Annotated in this window: 19 protein-coding genes and 1 pseudogene; 12 read left to right on the forward strand and 8 right to left on the reverse strand. The window is 61.3% G+C overall.

Annotated features, from left to right (window positions below):
• Positions 1 to 245: pseudogene (locus tag BT116_RS31240) on the reverse strand (IS4 family transposase); the annotation flags it as partial.
• Positions 246 to 462: 217 nt separating this feature from the next.
• Entirely contained in the window at positions 463 to 693 is a 231-nt protein-coding gene (locus tag BT116_RS15030) for a hypothetical protein (RefSeq protein ID WP_072345155.1), read from the reverse strand.
• A gap of 153 nt (positions 694 to 846) precedes the next feature.
• On the opposite strand from BT116_RS15030, the gene BT116_RS15035 reads away from it, so the two are divergent.
• The gene (locus tag BT116_RS15035) at positions 847 to 1383 is read left to right on the forward strand and encodes a hypothetical protein (RefSeq protein WP_003201795.1); all 537 of its coding nucleotides are present in this window, start codon (positions 847 to 849) and stop codon (positions 1381 to 1383) included.
• Positions 1384 to 1531: 148 nt separating this feature from the next.
• Here BT116_RS15035 and BT116_RS15040 read toward each other — a convergent pair whose 3' ends face one another.
• On the reverse strand, positions 1532 to 2869 hold the full coding sequence (locus tag BT116_RS15040; protein ID WP_072345157.1) for a cation:proton antiporter: 1338 nt from the start codon (positions 2867 to 2869) through the stop codon (positions 1532 to 1534).
• Between the two features lie 353 nt (positions 2870 to 3222).
• Here BT116_RS15040 and BT116_RS15045 point away from each other — a divergent pair, with 353 nt between their 5' ends.
• Genes BT116_RS15045 through ligD form a run of 4 tightly spaced genes read left to right on the forward strand, consistent with a single transcriptional unit; the run spans position 3223 to position 9370 of the window.
• Positions 3223 to 4608 (forward strand): iron-containing redox enzyme family protein, encoded by a 1386-nt coding sequence (locus BT116_RS15045; RefSeq protein WP_072345159.1) that lies wholly within the window; start codon positions 3223 to 3225, stop codon positions 4606 to 4608.
• A 10-nt stretch (positions 4609 to 4618) separates the two neighbouring features.
• Complete coding sequence (locus BT116_RS15050) at positions 4619 to 5629, forward strand: methyltransferase (protein ID WP_072345161.1); 1011 nt, start codon at positions 4619 to 4621, stop codon at positions 5627 to 5629.
• Positions 5601 to 6764: a carboxylate-amine ligase gene (locus tag BT116_RS15055; RefSeq protein ID WP_072345163.1), complete on the forward strand. Its 1164-nt coding sequence runs from the start codon at positions 5601 to 5603 to the stop codon at positions 6762 to 6764. Before BT116_RS15050 ends, BT116_RS15055 begins: the two co-directional genes overlap by 29 nt.
• Positions 6761 to 9370, forward strand: a complete 2610-nt coding sequence (gene ligD / locus BT116_RS15060; RefSeq protein ID WP_072345165.1) for a DNA ligase D — start codon at positions 6761 to 6763, stop codon at positions 9368 to 9370. Before BT116_RS15055 ends, ligD begins: the two co-directional genes overlap by 4 nt.
• A gap of 51 nt (positions 9371 to 9421) precedes the next feature.
• Here ligD and BT116_RS15065 read toward each other — a convergent pair whose 3' ends face one another.
• Positions 9422 to 10033, reverse strand: a complete 612-nt coding sequence (locus BT116_RS15065) for a Yip1 family protein (protein ID WP_072345168.1) — start codon at positions 10031 to 10033, stop codon at positions 9422 to 9424.
• 167 nt (positions 10034 to 10200) lie between these two features.
• Between BT116_RS15065 and BT116_RS15070 the strand changes: the two genes are divergently transcribed.
• From BT116_RS15070 to BT116_RS15080, 3 genes are read left to right on the forward strand one after another with little or no spacing between them, the layout of a single operon-like run.
• On the forward strand, positions 10201 to 10701 hold the full coding sequence (locus BT116_RS15070) for a CinA family protein (RefSeq protein WP_072345170.1): 501 nt from the start codon (positions 10201 to 10203) through the stop codon (positions 10699 to 10701).
• Positions 10702 to 10711: 10 nt separating this feature from the next.
• Complete coding sequence (locus BT116_RS15075) at positions 10712 to 11230, forward strand: hypothetical protein (protein WP_072345172.1); 519 nt, start codon at positions 10712 to 10714, stop codon at positions 11228 to 11230.
• Between the two features lie 7 nt (positions 11231 to 11237).
• Positions 11238 to 11681, forward strand: a complete 444-nt coding sequence (locus BT116_RS15080) for a DUF421 domain-containing protein (protein ID WP_072345174.1) — start codon at positions 11238 to 11240, stop codon at positions 11679 to 11681.
• Positions 11682 to 11856: 175 nt separating this feature from the next.
• Here the strand turns inward: BT116_RS15080 and BT116_RS15085 are convergent, their stop codons facing one another.
• Positions 11857 to 12714, reverse strand: coding sequence for an SDR family oxidoreductase (locus BT116_RS15085; RefSeq protein ID WP_072345176.1), 858 nt, complete (start codon positions 12712 to 12714; stop codon positions 11857 to 11859).
• A 187-nt stretch (positions 12715 to 12901) separates the two neighbouring features.
• Here BT116_RS15085 and BT116_RS15090 point away from each other — a divergent pair, with 187 nt between their 5' ends.
• Positions 12902 to 13306, forward strand: coding sequence for a VOC family protein (locus BT116_RS15090; protein ID WP_063321290.1), 405 nt, complete (start codon positions 12902 to 12904; stop codon positions 13304 to 13306).
• A gap of 72 nt (positions 13307 to 13378) precedes the next feature.
• Here BT116_RS15090 and BT116_RS15095 read toward each other — a convergent pair whose 3' ends face one another.
• Positions 13379 to 14527 carry a MalY/PatB family protein gene (locus tag BT116_RS15095; RefSeq protein WP_072345178.1) on the reverse strand — a complete coding sequence of 383 codons (1149 nt, stop codon included), beginning with the start codon at positions 14525 to 14527 and terminating at the stop codon, positions 13379 to 13381.
• A gap of 504 nt (positions 14528 to 15031) precedes the next feature.
• Between BT116_RS15095 and BT116_RS15100 the strand changes: the two genes are divergently transcribed.
• From BT116_RS15100 to BT116_RS15110, 3 genes are all read left to right on the forward strand, one after another.
• Complete coding sequence (locus tag BT116_RS15100) at positions 15032 to 16108, forward strand: alpha/beta fold hydrolase (RefSeq protein WP_072345180.1); 1077 nt, start codon at positions 15032 to 15034, stop codon at positions 16106 to 16108.
• Positions 16109 to 16335: 227 nt separating this feature from the next.
• A complete protein-coding gene (locus BT116_RS15105; RefSeq protein ID WP_072345182.1) occupies positions 16336 to 17082 on the forward strand; it encodes a YkgJ family cysteine cluster protein in 747 nt (248 codons plus the stop codon).
• A gap of 240 nt (positions 17083 to 17322) precedes the next feature.
• Positions 17323 to 18231: an AraC family transcriptional regulator gene (locus tag BT116_RS15110; RefSeq protein ID WP_072345184.1), complete on the forward strand. Its 909-nt coding sequence runs from the start codon at positions 17323 to 17325 to the stop codon at positions 18229 to 18231.
• A 45-nt stretch (positions 18232 to 18276) separates the two neighbouring features.
• Here the strand turns inward: BT116_RS15110 and BT116_RS15115 are convergent, their stop codons facing one another.
• On the reverse strand, positions 18277 to 20514 hold the full coding sequence (locus tag BT116_RS15115; protein ID WP_072345186.1) for a xanthine dehydrogenase family protein molybdopterin-binding subunit: 2238 nt from the start codon (positions 20512 to 20514) through the stop codon (positions 18277 to 18279).
• 12 nt (positions 20515 to 20526) lie between these two features.
• Positions 20527 to 21000: a (2Fe-2S)-binding protein gene (locus tag BT116_RS15120; protein WP_072345188.1), complete on the reverse strand. Its 474-nt coding sequence runs from the start codon at positions 20998 to 21000 to the stop codon at positions 20527 to 20529.
• Positions 21001 to 21057: the final 57 nt, after the last annotated feature.

The raw sequence follows: 21057 nt of genomic DNA on the forward strand, positions 1-21057 counted from the left end.
AGCCAATTCCCCGATTTATCGACTCGTTTGAGCAAGCCAACATCCGACAGTTCTACGTCGGCTCGCGCCGCCGTTTCGCGCATCGAACAATCACTGCTCAGATACAGCAATAGGGTGCGTAATAAAGTCTCTGGGGTGAAACGGCGCCCGAACTTCAACGCCCCCAATTCCCTGGCCTTGGCTTCCCATCCCGCAGGCAATAGCGCTAACAGCTTTGGCCAATCTTCATCTAGTCCTGGTGTCACACTTGCTTTCCTTGCAACTCATCTCAATTGCGGATCAGTTTACTATTTTTGGAGTTTGGTTAGCGCCTATGGGATTTATCCCCGCCGGGGCGCGAAGCGGCCCTCCATAGTACCGACGCCTCGGCATATCAGGCGGATAGAGGGGCTGCTGCGCAGCCCAACGGGGATAAATCCCCTCACCACTAGGGGAAGATGCCTGCCTAAAAAGGGAATATGCCTATTCAGTGTTCTTCCTGAACCCCCGCAAATTCATCGCACACAGGCAAAACTGCAACACGATCAACGCATACGCGCGGGTATGAAGCCCCCAGATCACCCACAGAATATTGCTTGCAATAAAACAACTGAATCCCGCCATCCGGCGTCGCGGTTGGCGTGAGCCGATCAACCAGGCGGCCAGCACCGTGACGAGCATCGCTGGCCATTGCACCCATCCAAGATAATCCACACAATCGTCCTCTTGCCCTTATGAACTAGAGACCCTGGCGGTTGGGGAGCGTTTCCCCGGATGTTGGATGCACCTACGGTCCATTGGCTTGAACTTGCCGCGCGCCGGGTTCTTCTAATGAGTCCGAATCATCATCGAGGCACCGCCTGCGCAATGCCCAGAATACTCACCGGGCCAACCCCGGAAGAAGAACTGACGGAACACAACGCCAAACTGTTTGGCTCGCCCAAGGAGCGACTGGATTTCTATCGCCGGGAAATCCAGTACGAAACCAGCATCCTGGCCAACCGAACCGACGCTTACCTGGCCGCCCAATCTTTCCTGGTGATCGCCTTTGCTTCGTGCATGGCCAACCTGAACCCGGAGTGGGGCAAGTTGTTCACGTTGATCGTGCCGCCATTTTTGGCCTTGCTGGGATTCTTGAGCTCGCTCAATGCCTGGCCGGGCATCAAGGCGGCCTACGAAATCATCGATCATTGGCATTTCAAGCAGAGCGAGCTATTGCGCGCCGAACCCTTGATGGGCCTGGCCTACGACGAGTCACCGCTGTTCAGCGAGCGCGAGTCGACGCACAAAGGCTATCGCAAGTCGCTGCTGTTCTCGGTGCGTACACCATGGATCTTCGCCACCTTCTGGGTATTGCTGGGGGTGTATTCGGTCTATATCCAGATGGGCGATCCTGGCGGTTGAGCCACGCGATCTTGCGGACGAACATCATCGTGGCGAGGGAGCTTGCTCCCGCTCGGTTGCGCAGCAACCGCAAAGCTTGGGGCAGCTTCGCAGCTCAGCGGGAGCAAGCTCCCTCGCCACAACAGCGTTCATCTCCTGCCGCAGTGCCTCACCTCGGCTGCTTGCGGCGCTCATACCATGCCAGGGTCGGTTGGGTCGTGACGCCATGAACCAGAATACTCAAGGCCACCACCGACAGGGTGAGGTTGATGCACAGCTGCGCCACCTCCGGCTGCAGGTCATTGTTCAAGGCGAAAAACAAATAGAACAAGCTGCCGATCCCGCGGATGCCGAACCAACCGATCAGCAGCCGTTGCGGTCCGTCGAGCAATCGCCCCCAGGGTAACGCCAGCACACTCAACGGGCGGATGACGGCAAACAGCAGGGCACCGATCGCCAAGGCCCGCCAGTCCCAATGGTTGGCCAGCACGACCCCCAGCAGGGTGACCAGAAACACTTCCATCGATCGCTCCACCAGGCTGCCGAATGCGAGCATGTCGCTCATCATGACCCCAGCGGCCAATTGACCATCGTCCAGCGACTCGGTATCACCCGCGACGGCCTGTTGGGGATCGACGGTTTCATGGCCCACCACCGGTTGCACCAGGTGTTCTGCCGGCGGCGCCGCTTCATCGGTGGATTTGACCTCAGCCTGGCGCAGCCCCAGGCCGGCGGCGAACACTGAGAGAAAACCATAGCCCTGGATCCACTCTGCCACGACGTAAGCCAGGGCAATCAGCGCCAGGGCCAGGTAGTCATTGGGCGACAGCGTGCTGTCGGCATTCCTGATGCGCATCGACAAGGTCAGCTTGCCAATGCCGCGGCCCATCCAGTAGCCGACCAGCAAACCGGCCGGCACCGCCCAGAGGACGTTACGCAGCAGCCATTCACCGAGAAAACCGCTGCCGTCTTCACGCAGCATCAACAGGCCGAGGATCACAAAAGGAAACGCCGTCCCGTCGTTCAGTCCCGCTTCGCCCGACAGGCCGAAACGCACCCGGTCGTCATCGCGCGCGTCGTTGACCTGCACCAGCGCCGCCAGCACCGGGTCGGTAGGTGCCAACATCGCGCCAATCAGCATCGACACGCCCCAACCCAGGCCCAACAGATAATGCAATGCCAGGCACAGGCCGGCGATGCACAGGATCATCACGGGCCCGGCCAGCCCATAGGCGACTCGCCAGGTACGGTTCTTGAGGGGCAAACGCAACTTGAGGCCGCTGACGAACAATGAAAACACCACCGCGACCTCCGTGAGGTGTTCCATCCAGACCGCCGACTCGCTGATGTCCAGCTTCAGCACGTCCAATCCCATCGGCCCGATGGCAACGCCCAGTACCAGGCACATCGCCGAGGTGGTGACCGGCATCCAGCGCAGATAGGAGGAGGTCAAGGCCAGGGTCAGCAACACCGCACCGAGCACCGCTACCCATACCGTGAAAGTCATCGTTGCTCCTTGGATAGCGCTTGGTACGGCCGGTGAGTGAGCCCCATGGCGAGGGAGCTTGCTCCCGCTCGGCTGCGAAGCAGTCGTAAAAACGCTTTGACCGCGCCCCTTGCATGGGCCGCTTCGCGTCCAGCGGGAACAAGCTCCTCGGCACAACAGCGCCGTTGCCACATTCAACAGCTGGGGGTGGTTCTCAGTATTCGAGGGTTGGAGCGAAACGAGGGTTCCCCTCGTGAACGGACAACCCGTTTATCCGCCTGCCCTTCAACCCAACGGAATTTTTCGTCGTTGCCGGTGCTCTGCAACAGAAGAGACGTGCTGATTCAGCGTCCGCCGAAACCCAAGAGGCCCTTATGACTGCGCTGACACCCCTCCAATCCCAGCCGGGAACCGTGCACCCTGTTACGCCTGACGGGCACGTGCGCCAATGCTATGAACGACTGTTCCAGGGCCCCGACGACGCTGACACGCAAGCCGTCGCCCAAGCGTTCCTCCAGGAATGCATCGCAAAGGCCGCGGCGCTTCCTCAGGAGATGCCCGATGACCCCATGGCGCTGCTGTCCTGGGTCGAGCAACACAGCGCCGGCGTGGCCCGGCAGTACGCTGACTACCTGGAGCGGCGCAAAAATGGCGGCGCGCGGGAGTTCTTCAGCAGCAAGGCCCACGCCTTGTACTTCCTGCAGGCTGTGGCGCCGACCAAACGGGTCGACGGCGCCTGGCTGTATGGCGTGGTGAAGCACTGGCACGACCATCGTTTCGAAGGGTTGCTGTGCACCTACCTGGAAGAACTGGGGGACGGTCATCCCGCGCAAAACCATGTGGTGCTCTATCGAAAATTGCTCGCCGAACACGATCTGTCGGATGCCCCGGACATCGACGACGACCTATATCTGCAAGGCGCCGTGCAACTGGCCCTGGGGTATGCCGGCGACGAATACCTGCCAGAAGTCATCGGCTACAACTTGGGCTATGAGCAGTTGCCCCTGCATCTGCTGATCAGCGCCTATGAGCTGAGCGAGCTGGACATCGATCCGTACTATTTCACCCTTCATGTCACCATCGACAACGCCAGCACCGGTCACGCCCATAAGGCCGTACAAGGGCTGCTGCAGCTGATGCCGATGGAAGCCGACCGTGAAGCCTTCTGGCACCGGGTCACGTTGGGCTATCGCCTCAACGACCTGGGGCAGGGCAGCCGGGACATCATCAACTCGTTCGACCTGACCCGCGAAGTGCTGGACATGCTTGAACGCAAACGTCCGTTCGGCCAGCACATGCATTCCGATTACTGCAAGTTCGAAGGCAAGACCGTCAACCAGTGGCTTTCGGCGCCGGGCCAGTTGGAAGGATTCTTGGCGGCAATGCAGAACAAAGGCTGGATCAAACGCCATGAAGACCCGCAGAACAGCCGCTTCTGGACGCTGGTCAACGGGGCCGGAGCGGCCATGTTCGGGGTGTTCAGCCCCTACGAAAAACAGCTGCTGCACGATTGGATAGCCGGTGACTGGCTGGACGAGGGTACAAGATCCGGCGTCCGGCGCGCTTCGGTTGCTGCTTGCGAGCCGACGACGCCGATGGACGATCCCGATGTACAAAGCTTGCAACAGGCACTGCAAGGGCGGACGCCCAACGAGCAGATGCAAGTTCTGATGCCCTGGCTCTGTGCCCGGCGTCATAGCCATCCGGCCGGCCTGTTGGCGACTCGTCGGTTCATCGAACTCAAATCCGCACTTCGCTAGGGAGCCCTGCATGAATGAAGAACGCCTGTCCGAGCGGGACCTTGCGCTGTTGCAACTGGGCCGGCGGCTGCAAGCCGACGGCTACCGTTTCATTACCCCAACGCCGTTGACCCACGAGCGAGTCAACCAGCGCCCCGGCAATGAACGCTCCAAGACCTTGCGGGACGTGTTCGGTTGGTCACGGCCATTTGCGCCGGGACTGATCAGTGCCGATGAACAGCGGCAACTGCAAGAGGCCCAAGTGCTGGAAGAGCACGACGGCCTGCTGCGCAGCCGGGTGCGCTGGTCGAGCCTGGATGGCTTGCTGTTCGCTCATTCGCCGTTCCCCACCCAGGCCACCGATGCGGTGTTTTTCGGCCCTGACAGCTACCGCTTCGCCCAACTGATCCATACTCATCTGCAGCAGAACTTCACGGCGGTACATCGCGCCGTGGACATCGGTTGTGGCGCCGGCGTCGGTGCGATCGTGATGGCCCGCGCCCGGCGTGAAGCGCAAGTACTGGCGGTGGACATCAACCCGCAAGCCTTGCGCCTGAGCGCCGTGAACGCCGCGCTGGCCGAGGTGGGCAATGTCGAGGTCGCTCGCAGCGACGTGCTGCAGGACGTGCCAGGCAACTTCGATCTGATCGTCGCCAACCCGCCGTACATGGCTGATCCATCCGAGCGCGCCTATCGCCATGGCGGCGGCGCACTGGGCGCCGGGTTGTCGTTGCGTATCGTCGACCAGGCCTTGCCCCGGCTGACACCGGGCGGCTCGCTGGTGCTCTACACCGGCGTGGCGATGGTGGATGGGCGCGACCCGTTCCTGGAAGCGCTGGGCCAATGGCGTGACTCGGCGGATTTCGGCTGGACCTACAAGGAATTGGACCCGGACGTGTTTGGTGAGGAATTGCTGACGCCGGGTTATCAGGACGTGGAAAGGATCGCCGTGGTGGCGTTGGTTGTAACCCGCATTGGCGCAGGTATCGGCGGGGTTATCGGAGGGATTATCGATGAACAGGCGCATGAAATTCGGCATTGAAGAGGAGTATTTCATTACCGATCTGCAAACCCGTTGCATGCCAGGCGAGCCACCCGCACAAGCGATCGCAGCTTGCCAGGCCGAGCTGGGCAAGCATTTCGCCCATGAAATGTTCTTGTGCCAGGTCGAGATGGCATCGCCCATCTTTCGCAGCCTGTCAGAGGCGGCCGATTACCTGAGCCAGGTGCGTACGGGCTTGAACCAGCGGTTGGCACCCTATGGCCTGGGTCTGCTCAGTGCCGGTTCACATCCGATGACGACCCAAGTGCTGCAGCCGACCGACGAGCTGCATTTCCAGCAACTGTTCGATGATTATCAACGGGTGGCGAGGCGCAGCGTGCTGTCGGGCCTGCATATCCATGTGGAAGTTCCGGCCACTCAGGATCGGGTGCGGGTCATGAATGAGATCCTGCCCTGGTTGCCGATGTTCCTGGCCCTGAGCGCTTCATCGCCGTTCTGGAACGGTGGCTACAGTGGCTTCAGCAGCTATCGACAAGTGGCCTGCGATGAATGGCCACGCATGGGCGTGCCGGAGTTTTTCGAAGACGAGTCGGCGTTCGCCAGCTACGTCGACATGCTCATGCGTACCGGGTCCATTCGCCAACCCAGCGATTGCTGGTGGGTGATACGGCCTTCCTCACGTTACCCCACGCTGGAACTGCGCATTTGTGATGCCTGTCCTCGGGTCGACGACGTCCTGTGCCTCGTCTCGCTGTTTCGCCTGATGGTGGCCCATGCCGTGGCGCAGCGCCGGCCTGGCGCCCACTACAGCCAGATGTCCCAGTGGATCCTCAAGGAAAATCGCTGGCGGGCCAAGCGTCATGGGATTCTCGCGGAGTTCATCGTCGAGGGGCAGGAGCAGCCGATGCTGATCGGTGAATGGCTGACCCTGGCCGAGCAAACCTTCGGTGAGACCGCAGCAGAGCTGGGCGTCCAGGACGTTTTCAAGCAGGTGCGCCGCATGGTGCAGGAAGGCACCAGCGCCGACCGGCAAATCGTCCTCTTCGAACAGGGGCTGCTGCTGGGCGATTCCGTCGAACAGGCCCTGGGCCGCGTGGTCGATCAATTGCTCGCGGAAACCGTCGGGCTGCCGGTTGCCGATCCGGCGTTGCAACAGGTGGCTGGTGGTCCATGAGCAGCAAGACCCTGGATGACTACAACCGTATGCGGGACTTCGCCGCCACCCCGGAGCCGGCGGCGAAGCGCTCGCGCCAATCGGCGAAGACGGCCCATGCCTTGCAGTTCTGTATTCAAAAACACGACGCCTCGCGGCTGCATTACGATTTTCGGCTGGAACTGGACGGTGCACTCAAGAGCTGGGCGGTGCCCAAAGGCCCCTCCCTGGACCCGAAAGCCAAGCGTCTGGCGGTGCATGTCGAAGACCATCCGCTGGATTACGCCACGTTCGAAGGCAACATCCCCGAGGGCCATTACGGCGCCGGTGACGTGATCGTCTGGGACCGAGGCGTCTGGATTCCCCAGGGCGATCCCCACGAGGCCTATGAAAAAGGCCGGCTCAAGTTCGAGCTACAAGGGGAAAAGCTCAGCGGCCTGTGGAACCTGGTACGCACCCACATGCCCGGCAAGCAGGAGCAGTGGTTCCTGATCAAGCACCAGGACCAGGCCGCCCGCCCCGAGAGCGAATACGACGTGGTCCAGGCCGAGCCGGACAGCGTGCTCAGCGATCGCACCCTCGTGCCCAAGCGTCGAGGCAAGGCCGCTGCAGCCAAAGCGGTGAAACAAGCGGAAAAAGCCGTCCAGCCGAAATCGCCGAAACGCCCGTCGAAAACCACCCTCAGCGGCGCGGTCGCCAGGCCGCTGCCGGACACCCTCAAGCCGGAACTGGCGACCCTGGTGGAAAGCGCGCCCGACGGCGAGTGGCTCTATGAAATCAAGTTCGACGGTTACCGGGTCATGGCGCGGATCGAAAACGGCGATGTAAGGCTGCTGACCCGCAACGGCCATGACTGGACCCACAAATTGCCAAGCCAAGCCGAAGCATTGGCCGCGCTGGGCTTGGAATCGGCCTGGCTCGACGGCGAGATGGTGGTCGCCAACGAGCAGGGTGTGCCGGACTTCCAGGCTTTGCAAAACGCCTTCGAGGCCGGCAGCAGCGGCAAAATCGCCTATTACCTGTTCGACGTGCCTTATCTCAATGGCATGGATTTACGCAATGTACCGGTGCAAGAGCGCCGGGCCGCCTTGGCCGCCGTGCTGGAGCCCAACCAAAGCCCTCTGCTGCGGTTTTCCGATGCCTTCGAAGAAACCCCTGAAGCGCTGCTCAATAGCGCCTGTCAGATGCAGATGGAAGGGCTGATCGGCAAGCGCGTCGGCAGCACCTATGTGTCCCGGCGCAGCAACGACTGGATCAAGCTCAAGTGCAAGAATCGCCAGGAGTTCGTGCTGGTGGGCTTCAGCGAGCCCAAGGGCGCTCGCAGTGCCTTCGGTGCCTTGTTGCTGGGGCTGCATGATGCCGACAGCGGCCAGTTGCGCTACGCCGGCAAGGTCGGCACCGGGTTCAACGAAACCACCCTCAAAAGCATCTACCAGCAATTGCTGCCCCTGGAGACGAAAAAGGCCGCCGTGGTGAACCCGCCCACCGGCTACGAAGCCAAGGGCGTGCATTGGCTGGAACCGAAGCTGCTGGCCGAAGTGGCCTTTGCCGAAATGACCAAGGACGGCTCGGTGCGCCATGCGGTCTTCCATGGCTTGCGCAACGACAAGCCGGCCAAGGACATCACTCCGGAGCTGGCCAAGCCTGTGAAAAAAAACGCAACGGCAAAAAAAACCAAAGCCAAGGATGAGCCTGGCGCGACATCGGCCAGGACCAAGAGCAAGGCCAAGGCAGCGGCCTTGGACGGCAAGGTCCGCATCACCCATCCGGAGCGGGTCATTGACGCCAGCAGCGGCACCACCAAGCTGCAACTGGCCGAGTACTACGCCAGCGTGGCCGAATTCATCCTGCCGGAACTGGAAGACCGCCCGGTCGCCTTGGTCCGGGCGCCGGATGGCATCGCCGGTGAGCTGTTCTTCCAGAAGAACCCCGAGCGCCTGGCAATTCCCGGTATCACCAGCCTGGACAAGGAACTGACCGGGCAGCCGGTGATGATCATCAACAACGCCGAGGCGCTGATCGGCGCGGTGCAGATGAGCACGGTGGAACTGCACACCTGGAATGCCACGTCTGTCGATCTGGACAAGCCCGACCGCTTCGTCCTCGACCTTGACCCGGACCCGGCGCTGCCCTGGAAAAGCATGGTCGAGGCGACGCAGCTCACCTTGTCGGTGCTCGATGAACTAGGGCTCAAGGCGTTCCTCAAGACCAGCGGCGGCAAGGGCATTCATGTGGTGGTGCCGCTGACGCGCAAACTGGGTTGGGACGAGGTCAAGGGCTTCAGTCATGCGATTGTCAGTCACATGGCCAAGCTGCTGCCAGACCGTTTTTCGGCGGTGTCCGGGCCGAAGAATCGGGTAGGGCGGATTTTCATCGATTACCTGCGCAATGGGTTGGGCGCTACGACGATTTGTGCCTACGCCGCCCGGACCCGGGAGGGGTTGCCGGTGTCGGTGCCGATATTTCGTGAGGAGGTGGCTGAGCTCAAGGGGGCGAACATGTGGAATGTGCACAATGTTCATGAGCGTCTGGCGGAAGTTGGGCATGAGCCTTGGGCTGGGCTCAAGCGAACTCGGCAGAGTATTACGGCTGAGATGCGCAGGCGTATCGGTATGAAGAAAGTTTAACCGGATAACCTCAAGCCGCTGTCATCGGCATTGTGCACCCCGAAGACGCATTCAGCCCACCGGGACACGCAAATATTCCGGCTGCAGGTAGTTGAACCAGAGCAGGATCATTTCCACCAGGATCGTCACCAGGACCAGCAGGCCCACGCCCCAGACACTCGCCGAATACAGCAGGCCCTGTTCCTTCTTGAGGCCCATGAACTTGGGCAGCCCGACGAACAGCAGGAATGTCGAGTAGGCCGATGCCAGCAACAGCACCGCCACGGCCAACCAGCGGCTCGGGTAAAGCCCGAAGATTCCGGCCAGGAAGTACGGCGTTGCGGTATAGGCGGCGAAGCCGATGCATTGGTTGACCGTCGGGCGCGCTTCGAAAGTGCGGGACATCCAGCGGATGAACAGCCCCATCAACGTGACGCCGACGACGATGGTCAGGTACAGCAGCACGCACAATTGAAGCGCGCTGGCACTGCTGAGCCGTACCGTTTCGTTTTCGGCCAGGCTCCATCCGGTCCATGTCGTGCCGATGAACAGGCATACCGTGGGGATCAGCGCGAGCAGCAGCAAATGAGCCAGGTAGTGGCGCGGATGAGCCTGTTCCTGCTCGCGAATGTCGGCCCAGGCGAATTCGGGCTGTGTGAACAGTTTGACGAAAGGTGCGGACATGACGACCTCCTGATCAGGACGGCCTCTGCATGAGGCCCTTATGGAGTTTGAGGTACAGAAAAAGACTCGGGTTTCATTTATTTGCTGGGCCTGGCCAACGGGGCGATAAAGGGAATGAAACACAACGGTAGCGGTCAACCCATCAGCATCCCGAAGGACCGTCTGCCATGACTGTTGCCCAAATCCTGGTTGATTATTTGCGCGATCATGACCTGCGCCTGACCACAGCCGAATCCTGCACCGCCGGCCAGATCGTCACATTGCTGGCCGAGGTGCCCGGCAGTGGTTCACTGATCGAAAGCGGTTATGTGGTGTACTCCCCTGAGGCCAAGCAGCGCTTGCTCGGCGTCAGCCCGCGCACCATCGAGACCTTCAATCTCACCAGCCGTGAAGTCGCCGAGGAAATGGCCCTCGGCGCCTTGCACGATGCCAATGCCAATGCGGCGGTGGCCACCACCGGTCTGCTCGGGCCAGACGACAAGGACGGAATACCCGCCGGCACCGTCTGCTTTGCCTGGGCGTTCGATGTGGACGGTCAGCGAGCACTGTTCAGCCGTTGCGTGCGCTTCTTCGGCAGTCGCGGTCAGGTGCAATTGTGGGCCGCCGAATACGTGCTGCAACAACTGCCCGGCTTTCACCAGCGCGCCGTGGCCGGCGAGCGGCGCTAGGAGGGCGGCCATGAGCGATCCATACGAGCGGGACGACCACCGCAGCCGCCAGTTTCCGGTACGCGAAGACATGGCGTTCCAGCACAAGGTCTGGCGTTTCGAGCGAATTGGCTGGTACGTGTTGGTGCTGTTGGTGATCCTGGCCTTGCTGGGGCTGTTCTCCCGTGGCCCGCTGAGCAACCGGGAGCTGCACAGCGACGACGGCAGCCTGGGCGTCGAGTATCAGGCCTTCCACCGCAACGGCTCCAGCAACGTCCTGGTCATCCGTCTCAAGGGCCAGCCCAATGCCGTGTTGGAAGTCGAGTTGGGTGGCGATTGGCTGGAAGGTTTCGAGGTGCAAGCGTTGCAACCTGCACCCCTGCGCTCGGCGGGCGCGGGGCAGGGCATGACCCTCTGGGTACAGGCCGATGAACGAGGGCAGGCCAGCCTGCACCTGTCATTGCTCGGCGAGGGTTTCGGGACCTATCACAGCCGCATCGCAACCCCTGGCGGTGCCTCGGTGAGTTTCAATCAGTTCATTTTTCCTTAGGTGACCTATGGATTCGGTGCTGCGGGCAGCTGCGATTTACCTGGCATTGCTGGTGTTGTTCAAGATCGCTGGACGCCGGTCGCTGGCGGAACTCACCACCTTCGACTTCGTGTTGTTGATGATCATCGGCGAGGCGACTCAGCAGGCGTTGCTGGGGGATGATTTTTCGCTCACCAACGCGTTGATGGTGATTGTGACGCTGATCGCCATCGACGTGGGATTGTCGCTACTCAAGCAACGTTCCCAGTGGGTGTCACAACTGATCGACGGTGGCCCGACTGTCATCGTCGAGGACGGGCGAATCCTCCAGGGCCGGATGCGTCATGCCCGGCTGGTAGAAGCCGACATCATGGAAGCGGCGCGCTCAAGCCAGGGTATCGAGACCCTGGAGCAGATCAAGTTCGCGATCATCGAGCGCAATGGGAAAATTTCGGTGATTGCCAAGGAGTAACCCTGAGTGCTGGCGAACTTCATTGTGGCGAGGGGATTTATCCCCGTTGGGCTGCGAAGCAGCCCCAGTAGGCAAACACTCGGGATCAGCCTGATATACCAAGTGAGCTTTTTAGGGCTGCTTCGCAGCCTAGCGGGGATAAATCCCCTCGCCACAAAAGCAGTCTTAGCCTTGATCAGAGCATCGGCTTGCCCCCGGTAACCCCATAACGGGCTCCGGAAATGTAGCTGCCTTCGTCCGAGGCCAGCAGCACGTAGATCGGCGCCACTTCAACCGGTTGGCCGGGGCGGCCGAGCGGGGTCTGGGAGCCGAAATTCTGTACCTCTTGCTCGGGCATGGTCGCCACGATCAGCGGCGTCCAGATCGGTCCTGGAGCCACGCTGTTCACACGGATGCCCTTGGGGCCGAGCATTTGCGCCAAGCCGCCGGTGAAGTTGGCGATGGCGCCCTTGGTAGTGGCATACGCCAGCAGCGTCGGCTTGGGCATGTCGGAGTTGACCGAACTGGTGTTGATGATCGAGCCCCCCGGTTTCATGTGCGGCACGGCGGCCTGGCAGATCCTGAACATCGCGGTGATGTTGATATCGAACGTACGCACCCATTCTTCGTCGGGAATATCCTCCAGGTTTTCGTGGGTCATCTGGAACGCGGCGTTGTTGACCAGGACGTCGATATGCCCGAAGCGGGCGACGGTTTCATCGACGATTTTGCGGCACTGGTCTTTGTTTGCCAGGTCTCCGGGCAGCAATAGGCATTGGCGCCCGGCCTGCTCGACCCAGCGCGCGGTTTCCCGGGCGTCTTCATGCTCGTCCAGGTAGGCAATCGCCACGTCCGCGCCTTCACGGGCAAAGGCAATGGCGACGGCGCGACCGATGCCGCTGTCGGCACCGGTGATCAGGGCGATTTTGTTCGCCAGGCGTCCGGAGCCGGTGTAGCTCTGTTCGCCACAGTCCGGGTAAGGGTCCATTTTGCGCTGGGTGCCGGGCACCGGCTGGCTTTGTTTCGGGAAAGGTGGAAAAGGGTAGTCGACCATTGTCGTTCTCCAGGTGGGTTGCGATGGAGGGTGGACTTTGGGTTTTCGGGCAGAGTTCGGTCGAATTGTCCGGCCAGTCGATGAGCGTAATGAGGCGTGTTTCGTCGGCGAATAGAGGGGCCTGGCGAACATTGGACGGCCCTGTATTCTCCAATGTGAGTGCAGGTGTCGTTTAAGGAGCAGGACAATGTTCAGCCACATACAGATCGGCGCGCGCGACCTGCCGACAATGGTCGCTTTTTATGATGCAGTCCTCGGCTGCCTGGGGCTGGAGCGCATCGAGGGCGAAAATGATTCGGGCCCGCCAGGAGAAGGCTGGCGTCAGCCCGGCAAGCATTGGCCCCAGGTTTTCGTCCAGCTGCCTTTCAATGGCCTGCCCGCTACGTGGGGCAATGGCATGCAAGTGAGCTTCGCCGCGGACTCCCCGCAAACCGTGCGTGCTGCCTGGGAGCAGGCGATCGCCATGGGCGGCTCCGACGAAGGCCCACCCGGCCCGAGGCCGCAGTATTGCGAAGGCTATTTCGGGGCCTATTGCCGCGATCCGGAGGGCAACAAGCTGTGCTTTGTCCATGCGCCGGATATGCATGAATAAAGCGATTGTGGCAGATGACTATTGTGGCGAGGGGATTTATCCCCTCACCACAGGGGGGCGTTGGTCTTTGGATCAGCCCCTGGCCTTCAGGCTGCGCTCCATCCGCGCGATCCCTTCCTCCAGCAGCGCCTGCGGGCAGCCGAAATTCAAGCGCACGAACTGACCGGCGTCGTCGCCAAAATCCAGGCCGGCACTCAGCCCCACCTTGGCTTCTTTCAAGAAGAAGCCCTGCGGGTCATCCAGTCCCAACCCGGAGCAATCCAGCCAAGCCAGGTAAGTGCCCTGGGGTACGGTCATGGTGATGCCCGGCAGGCGAGTGTTCACTGCATCGACCAGGTAATCGCGGTTGGCTTGCAGGTACGCCTTCAGGGCCTCTAGCCACGGACCGGCTTCGCTATAGGCCGCACGGGTCGCTTCAAGGCCCAGGGCATTGACGCTGTCGACCATGCCGGCCCGGGCGCTGTTGACCCGTTCGCGCAGCTTGGCGTTCTGGATAATGGCGAACGAGGTCTTCAACCCGGCGATATTGAAGGCCTTGCTGGCGGACATCAGGGTGATGGTGCGCTCGGCAATCTCCGGGCTGAGGGAGGCGGTTGGAATGTGCACACGGCCGTCGAAGCACAGTTCGGCATGGATTTCGTCGGAGATGATCCAGGCGTCCTGCTCCAGGCAGATGTCTGCCACGGCCTTGAGTTCCTGGCGGTCAAACACCTTGCCCAACGGGTTGTGAGGATTGCTCAGCAACAGCGCGCCACCGCCCTGCAAGGCCTCGCGCAACGCAGCCAATGGCGTGTGGAATTCACCGTTGACCGGGTTGAATGGCAATTCCACTTTGTTCAACTGCCAGTGACCTGGGGCGTTGCGCAGCGGCGGGTAGTTGGGCACCTGCACCACGACATTCTGCTGGGGCTCTACCAAGGCATGCAGGGCCATGTTGAAGCCCGGTTCGACACCCGGCAGGAACACAATCTGCTGGGGCTCGACGCGCCAGGCGTACTTGCTCCACAGATCGGCCACGACGGCGGCGCGCAGATCGTCCTGGGCCACGCTGTAGCCCAGCATCGGATGTTCCAGGCGCTTGTGCAGCGCGTCGATGATCACCGGTGGGGCGGGGAAGTCCATATCGGCGACCCACATCGGCAACACATCGGCCGGGTAGCGGCTCCATTTGGTACTGCCGGTGCCGTGGCGTTCCAATACCGTGTCGAAATCGAAAGTCATGGGGGTTCCATCAGTCAGTCATGAGATGGCGAACATCATAAAGCAAGGCCACATCGCCGTGCGCTTTAACGATCACCACCGTAAAGCCGATCGCATCATGTCGGGACTGCTTTGGCTTACGAGGAAAAGTGACCGAAAAGAACGCAAGGGAAAAAGTTAATCAACTCGCCCTCGCGGTTGAAAAACGCTGTGGGAAAAGCGCCGTATCCGCGGCCTCGAAGTTTCTTTGAACGATATCAGCTGGCAAAGACGATACAGCTGTGTTTTTTCAGACTTTTGTGATGGACACGGCGCAGACATATGTGCTTTCAGGCGATGTGGGTAGTCTGATACCCATCAATCACATGTATCTCCGTGTATCCATCACCTGTACAGATACGGACTGTTTCTTCTAAGCGCTTCGATGACACACGCGCGATACCTGGCCGACGTCTAATGAGCCCATCGAGACAACCCAAGCCCGTCTCATTGGCTCACCCCCAAGCCGTTTGCAAGGAGCTCCACATGGACACACCTCTGTTGAACCCCACATCCGCACCCCGGCATTGCCGCCTGCTCGCAGCAACCACGTTGGCGTGCGCAATGATGCAACTGGGCGCCTTGGGATTGACCGCTTCCCAGGCAAGCGCGGCCGATGTGTCCGCGAACACTGTCGGCACGATTACCCCCGGCAGTCACACCTCGTTCGGCGCGCTGAAGCACGTCAAGGCTGGCCTGCTGGACGTTTCCTATGCCGAGGTCGGCCCCGCCGATGGGCCGGTGGTCATCCTGCTGCATGGTTGGCCCTATGACATTCACAGCTACGCGGATGTGGCACCCGCGCTGGCAGAGAAGGGCTATCGCGTGCTGATCCCGTACGCCCGCGGTTATGGCGACACGCGCTTCCTGTCGGCCAAGACCCTGCGCAACGGCCAGCCTTGCGTACTGGCAAGCGATCTGATTGATTTCATGGACGCGCTGAAGATCAAGCAGGCCGTGCTCGGCGGTTATGACTGGGGCGCACGCACCGCCGACATTGTCGCGGCCCTTTGGCCGGAGCGGGTGAAGGCGCTGGTGGCGGTGAGTGGCTACCTGATCGGCAGCCAAGAGGCCGGCAAGACACCGCTACCACCGGCCGCCGAACTGCAGTGGTGGTATCAGTTCTACTTTGCGACCGAGCGCGGCCGCCTCGGTTACGAGAAAAACACCCACGACTTCGCCAAACTGATCTGGAAGCTGGCGTCGCCCAAGTGGAACTTCGATGACGCAACGTATGAGCGCAGTGCCGCCGCTTTGCAGAACCCCGATCATGTCGCCGTTTCAATCTTCAACTATCGCTGGCGCCTGGGCCTGGTCAAGGGCGAGGCCAAATACGATGCGCTGGAAAAGAAACTGGCGACGTTCCCGTCGATCAGCGTGCCGACCATCACCTTGGAGGGTGATGCCAATGGCGCTCCTCATCCGCCCGCCGAAGCCTATGCCAAGCGTTTCACTGGCCAATACGAACATCGCCTGATCGATGGCGGTGTCGGCCACAACTTGCCGCAAGAAGCACCGCGGGCGTTCGCCCAAGCCGTGATCGACGCCGATCACCTCCAGTGAGGCCGCGTTCCCGGTATCTGAAGTGAAGGGTAACCCGAAACAACGGATTCGCCTCCCAAAGGCTGATACCTGAAATCACCTTGGATCAGGCAAACATGCCGGCGAATCCGGCAAACGGATAGGCGTTTCGCTCCACATACTCTCGCGGCCCTGAGGCCCTGCCACAGCTGTATCCGAGTGGCGGGGACTTCTGTAGGCCATCGAAAACATGTGTGCGAGTGCTTGATATGGAAAACAACACGATCCGCTTTGCCTGCAACGGCTGCGGGATCTGCTGCAAGGGGCGGCTGATTCCACTGACGTTGGATGAGGCAAGGCAGTGGCTACACCGCGGACATGAGGTGGCGGTCATACTGGAGGCGTTCGATGAGTCAACCTGGCCTTCCGAGCCTAGGCAATTCGCCCACAGCGCCCAACGGGCCGTGGCCGTCACCAGTGGCGATGCCCAGATTCGAGTCGTGGCGGTACTGGCGGGCAATGCGCTGACGCAGTGCCGCAATCTCGGCGACGATGGTCGTTGCGGCATCTATGAAGAGCGGCCGCTGGTCTGTCGAATCTATCCGATGGAAATCAATCCGCTCATTGCCTTGCGTCCTGCCGACAAGGTCTGTCCGCCTGAGGTCTGGGAGACGGGCGAGGTCTTGTTCAGCGACCGCGTTGTCGATCCGATCCTGGCCGATCAGATCGAACGCTCCCGCCAGGCGGACAGGGACGATGCCCAGGCCAAGATTGCGCTGTGTGAAGCGATGGGCATGAACGTCGCCGCCTGGAAGGGCAACGCGTTGGCGGTGTACTTGCCTGATCGGGCGCAGTTGACTGAAGCGATCATTCGCTACGATCGCGCCCCCGTGGCACCGACAGGCCTGGATTGGAAAGTGCGGGTCGAAACGCCGGCCCTGGCCCAACGCCTGCTGCAAGTGGGGGTCGCGCTGGATGATCAACGGTCAACCGGCTACATCTTCCAGAATCTTTAGGCACCCAGCCAAACCATCACTTTGTGCCCCCCAAACTCCTGAAACATATTGTCATTTCTGGCCCGAGGTGACTGATGCGAGCTACGGATCGTTAAATCGAGTAAGAAATTGCGTCAATCAGGCAAGCGACTCGAACCGCCGACCCAGCATACTGCGTCCATATTGATCAACGACTTACGGTGATGGCGAACAGTGTTCGCATCACCAAGTCGTGGGTCCGATGTTTCCAAGGAGTGAAATGTGCACACCGACTTCAACTGCGACCAGGGCGTCAGCGACATCAGTCGCCTGGCCGGTTCGGTCAGCCAGCTTGTGCCCAGCGAGGGCGACCAGATCACCGCCATTGCCGGCTTGAGCCTGCATCGGCGCAACGCGATCACCGCGCCGACGCACTGCATCTATGGCCTGGGTCTCGGCGTGACCTTGCAGGGCCGCAAGCAAGCCATGCTCGGGGACGAGATACTGACTTACGCGCCGGGCCAGTCGATGGTGACCTGCGTGGATCTGCCGGTCATTTCCCACATCTCCCAAGCCAGCGTCGCCAAGCCGTTCCTGGGCATGATGCTGAGATTCGACAGCACGATGGTGATGCAAGTGGCCGAGCGCATGCAGTTGTCACAACGCATGAGGGACGACGCGTTTCGACCGGTTACCGTACAAGCGCTGGATACCAGGGTGCTGGACGCCCTGCGACGCTTGATAGACCTGCTGGAGGAACCGTCGCTGCTTGAGACAGTCGCTCCGCTGATCAAGGAAGAGATCATCGCGCGCCTGTTGAGCGGTGCCCACGCGCCACAGTTGCTGCATGTGATCGCTGCCGGGTCACCCAGCCAGCACATCGCCAAGACGGTTGCCTGGCTGAAACTGAATTTTCGCCAGGCGTTGCGTATGGACGATCTGGCGGCACAAGCGCACATGAGTCCATCCACGTTTCGCCAGCATTTTCGCACCGTGACCGGAATGAGTCCGTTGCAATACCAGAAGCAGCTGCGGCTACAAGCCGCTCGGCAGTTGATGTTGAGCCAGAATGTCGATGCGAGCAGTGCAGGGGGCTTGGTTGGCTATGAAAGTGCCTCGCAGTTCAGCCGTGAATACAGCCGCCTGTTCGGCGCGCCACCGCAGCGGGATATCAAGCGCATTCGCTTGTGATCGTGAGGCTTGTCTGGCGTTGCGGCCAGACAGCCTCACAGCCTGTCACGCCAATTTGAAAGGTAACTCACGCAACGGTTTACCCGTGAGGCTCGCCACCGCGTTGGCAAAAGCGGGGGCCAGTGCCGGCAGGCCGGGTTCACCCATCCCCGTAGGAGGCTCGGCGCTGGGCACGATGTGGACGGCAAATGTCGGCATGTCGGTAATGCGCGGCACGCTGAAGTCAGCAAAATTGCTTTGTTGCACCACGCCATCTTTCAGCGTGATCGCGCCACCTGGCAGGCACATCGACAATCCCATCAGCGCCGCGCCTTGGACCTGGGCCTCGACACTGCGAGGGTTGACCGCCAGGTTGCAGTGCACACCGGCCGTCACGTTATGCAGCACCGGACGACCGTCCTGCACCGAGGCTTCGACGACGTAGGCCACCACCGAGCTGAACGACTCGTGGACCGCCACGCCCCAGGCATGGCCCGCCGGCAACTGGCGCTTGCCATACTCACTCTTGTCCACGGCCAATTGCAGCGCCTCGCGATGGCGTGGGCTCTGGTCGCCAAACAGCTTCATCCGGTAGGCCACTGGATCCTGCTTGGTCGTGCGGGCGATCTCGTCGATCAGCGTTTCCATCACAAACGCCGTATGGGTGGAGCCCACGCTGCGCCACCACAGCACGGGAACGTTGAGCTTGGGGTGATGAACCGTCAGCCGCATGGGCAGCGGATACGGATCACGCAGGCCTTCCGTGGCGGTCGGGTCGATGCCGTTTTTCACTCGCCCGCCAAACACGGTGCCGGTGATGATCGATTGGCCCACCAGGGCGTGGTCCCAGGCGAGCACCTTGCCGCTGTCGTCAAAACCGATGCGCGCATGGTGCAGGTGCATGGGCCGATAGTAACCGCCCTTGATGTCGTCCTCCCGGCTCCAAAGGGTGCGGATAGGGGCGTTGACCCCGGCGGTGCGCGCGGCCTTGGCGACCTCGCAAGCCAGTACGACGAAATCGTTGGTGGGCACGCCGCGCCGGCCAAAACCACCGCCGGCGGTCTGCACGTTCACCTGGATCTGCTCTGGCTTGAGACCAAGCACCTTGGCGGCCGCGGCACCGTCACCGCCGGGGAACTGCGTACCGACCCACAGTTGAGCGCCATCCCCGGCGAGCTGCACGGTGCAATTGAGGGGCTCCATCGGAGCATGGGCGAGGTAGGGAAACACGAACTCGGCGTCCAGTTGATGCGGCGCGCCAGCAAGTGGCGTCATGTCGGCATCAAAGTGCAGTGGGCCGGGCTGGTTGGCCAGTTCCCGGTATTGAGCCAATTGTTTCTCACTGTCCACTTTTTCTACAGCGCTCGCATCCCACTCCACCTTCAGCGCATCGCGTGCCAGCTTTGCCTGCCAGTAACTGTCGGCGACCACCGCAACACCTTCGGCACCGCCGTCCAGTGGTACGCGCAACACGGCTTTTACCCCTTTCGTGGCACGTGCCGCGCTGTCATCCAGGGAGGCGATTTTGGCGCCGAACACCGGAGGGCGGGCGACAACAGCGGTGAGCTGCCCCGGCAGATGCATGTCGATGCCAAAATCCTGCTGGCCGCTGCTCTTGGCCTTGGCGTCGATGCGTGTCGTGGCCTGGCCGATGATGCGGAAATCCTTGGGATCCTTGAGCGTGATCTGCTCGGGCACCGGCATCGCCATCGCGGCTTCGGCCAGTTCGCCGTAGCTGGCTTTACGGCCTGCCGGGCCGAGGACCGTGCCGGCCTGGGTGCTCAGGCTCGCCACGTCCACGTTCCAGCGCGCGGCGGCGGCACTCAGCAACATGGCGCGGGCACGGGCGCCGAGTTCGCGGTACTGGGTGTAGCTGTTCTTGATCGAGTTGGAACCGCCGGTCAGGTGAATGCCGAAATTCGGGTCCATGTAGGCGGCGTCACTGTTGCCGTTGCGACTGCGTACCAGGCTCCAGTCGGCATCGAGTTCTTCGGCAAGAATCATCGGCAAGCCGGTCTGCACGCCTTGGCCGAACTCCAGGCGGTTGATGGTCACCGTCACTTCGCCGCTGGGCGCGATTTGCACGAATGCCGTGGGTTGCTGGCTCGGTTTGAGTGGCACAGCGGCGCCACTGGTCTCTTGCGCCAGGGCCAGGTGTGGAAACGCCCCCAAGGCCAGCCCGCCGATGCCGACGATCTTGAGAAAACTGCGGCGCGGCAGCGTAGCGGGGCTGTCAGCCTCGTCGCGTTCAAGCAGGAGTTGCAAGGCGCGAGGGCGCTCGTTCGGGAAGATCTCGTTCAACATGGTCTGCTCCGATCAGGCAAGGGCTTTGGCGGCATCAGCCACCGCGGCGCGGATACGGGCGTAGGTGCCACAGCGGCAGATGTTGCCGGCCATGGCCGAGTCGATCTCGGCGGCCGTGGGCTGCTTGCCCTTGGGTTGGGCCTTGAGGAAAGCGGTCGCGCTCATGATCTGGCCGCTCTGGCAGTAGCCACATTGCGCCACATCATGCTTGACCCATGCATCGTGCACGGCGCTACCGACCGGATCGCTGCCGTTGGTTGCCGCTTCGATGGTGGTGATTTTCTTGCCTTCGGCGGCGGCAATGGGCGTCACGCAGGAACGAATGGCCTGGCCATCCAGGTGCACGGTGCAAGCGCCACACAACGCCGCGCCGCAGCCGAACTTGGTGCCGGTCATGCCCAGCGTGTCGCGCAAGGTCCAAAGAATCGGGGTGCTTGGGTCTACGTCGACCGTGTATTCACGGCCATTGATGTTGAGGGCGCTCATAGGGGTACCAGCTCCGGATGGTTTGGCTCTGGTTAACTATAGAAAGCTATGTTTGGG

Source organism: Pseudomonas sp. NFACC16-2, from assembly GCF_900119205.1.
Taxonomy (GTDB): Bacteria; Pseudomonadota; Gammaproteobacteria; order Pseudomonadales; family Pseudomonadaceae; genus Aquipseudomonas; species Aquipseudomonas fluorescens_Q.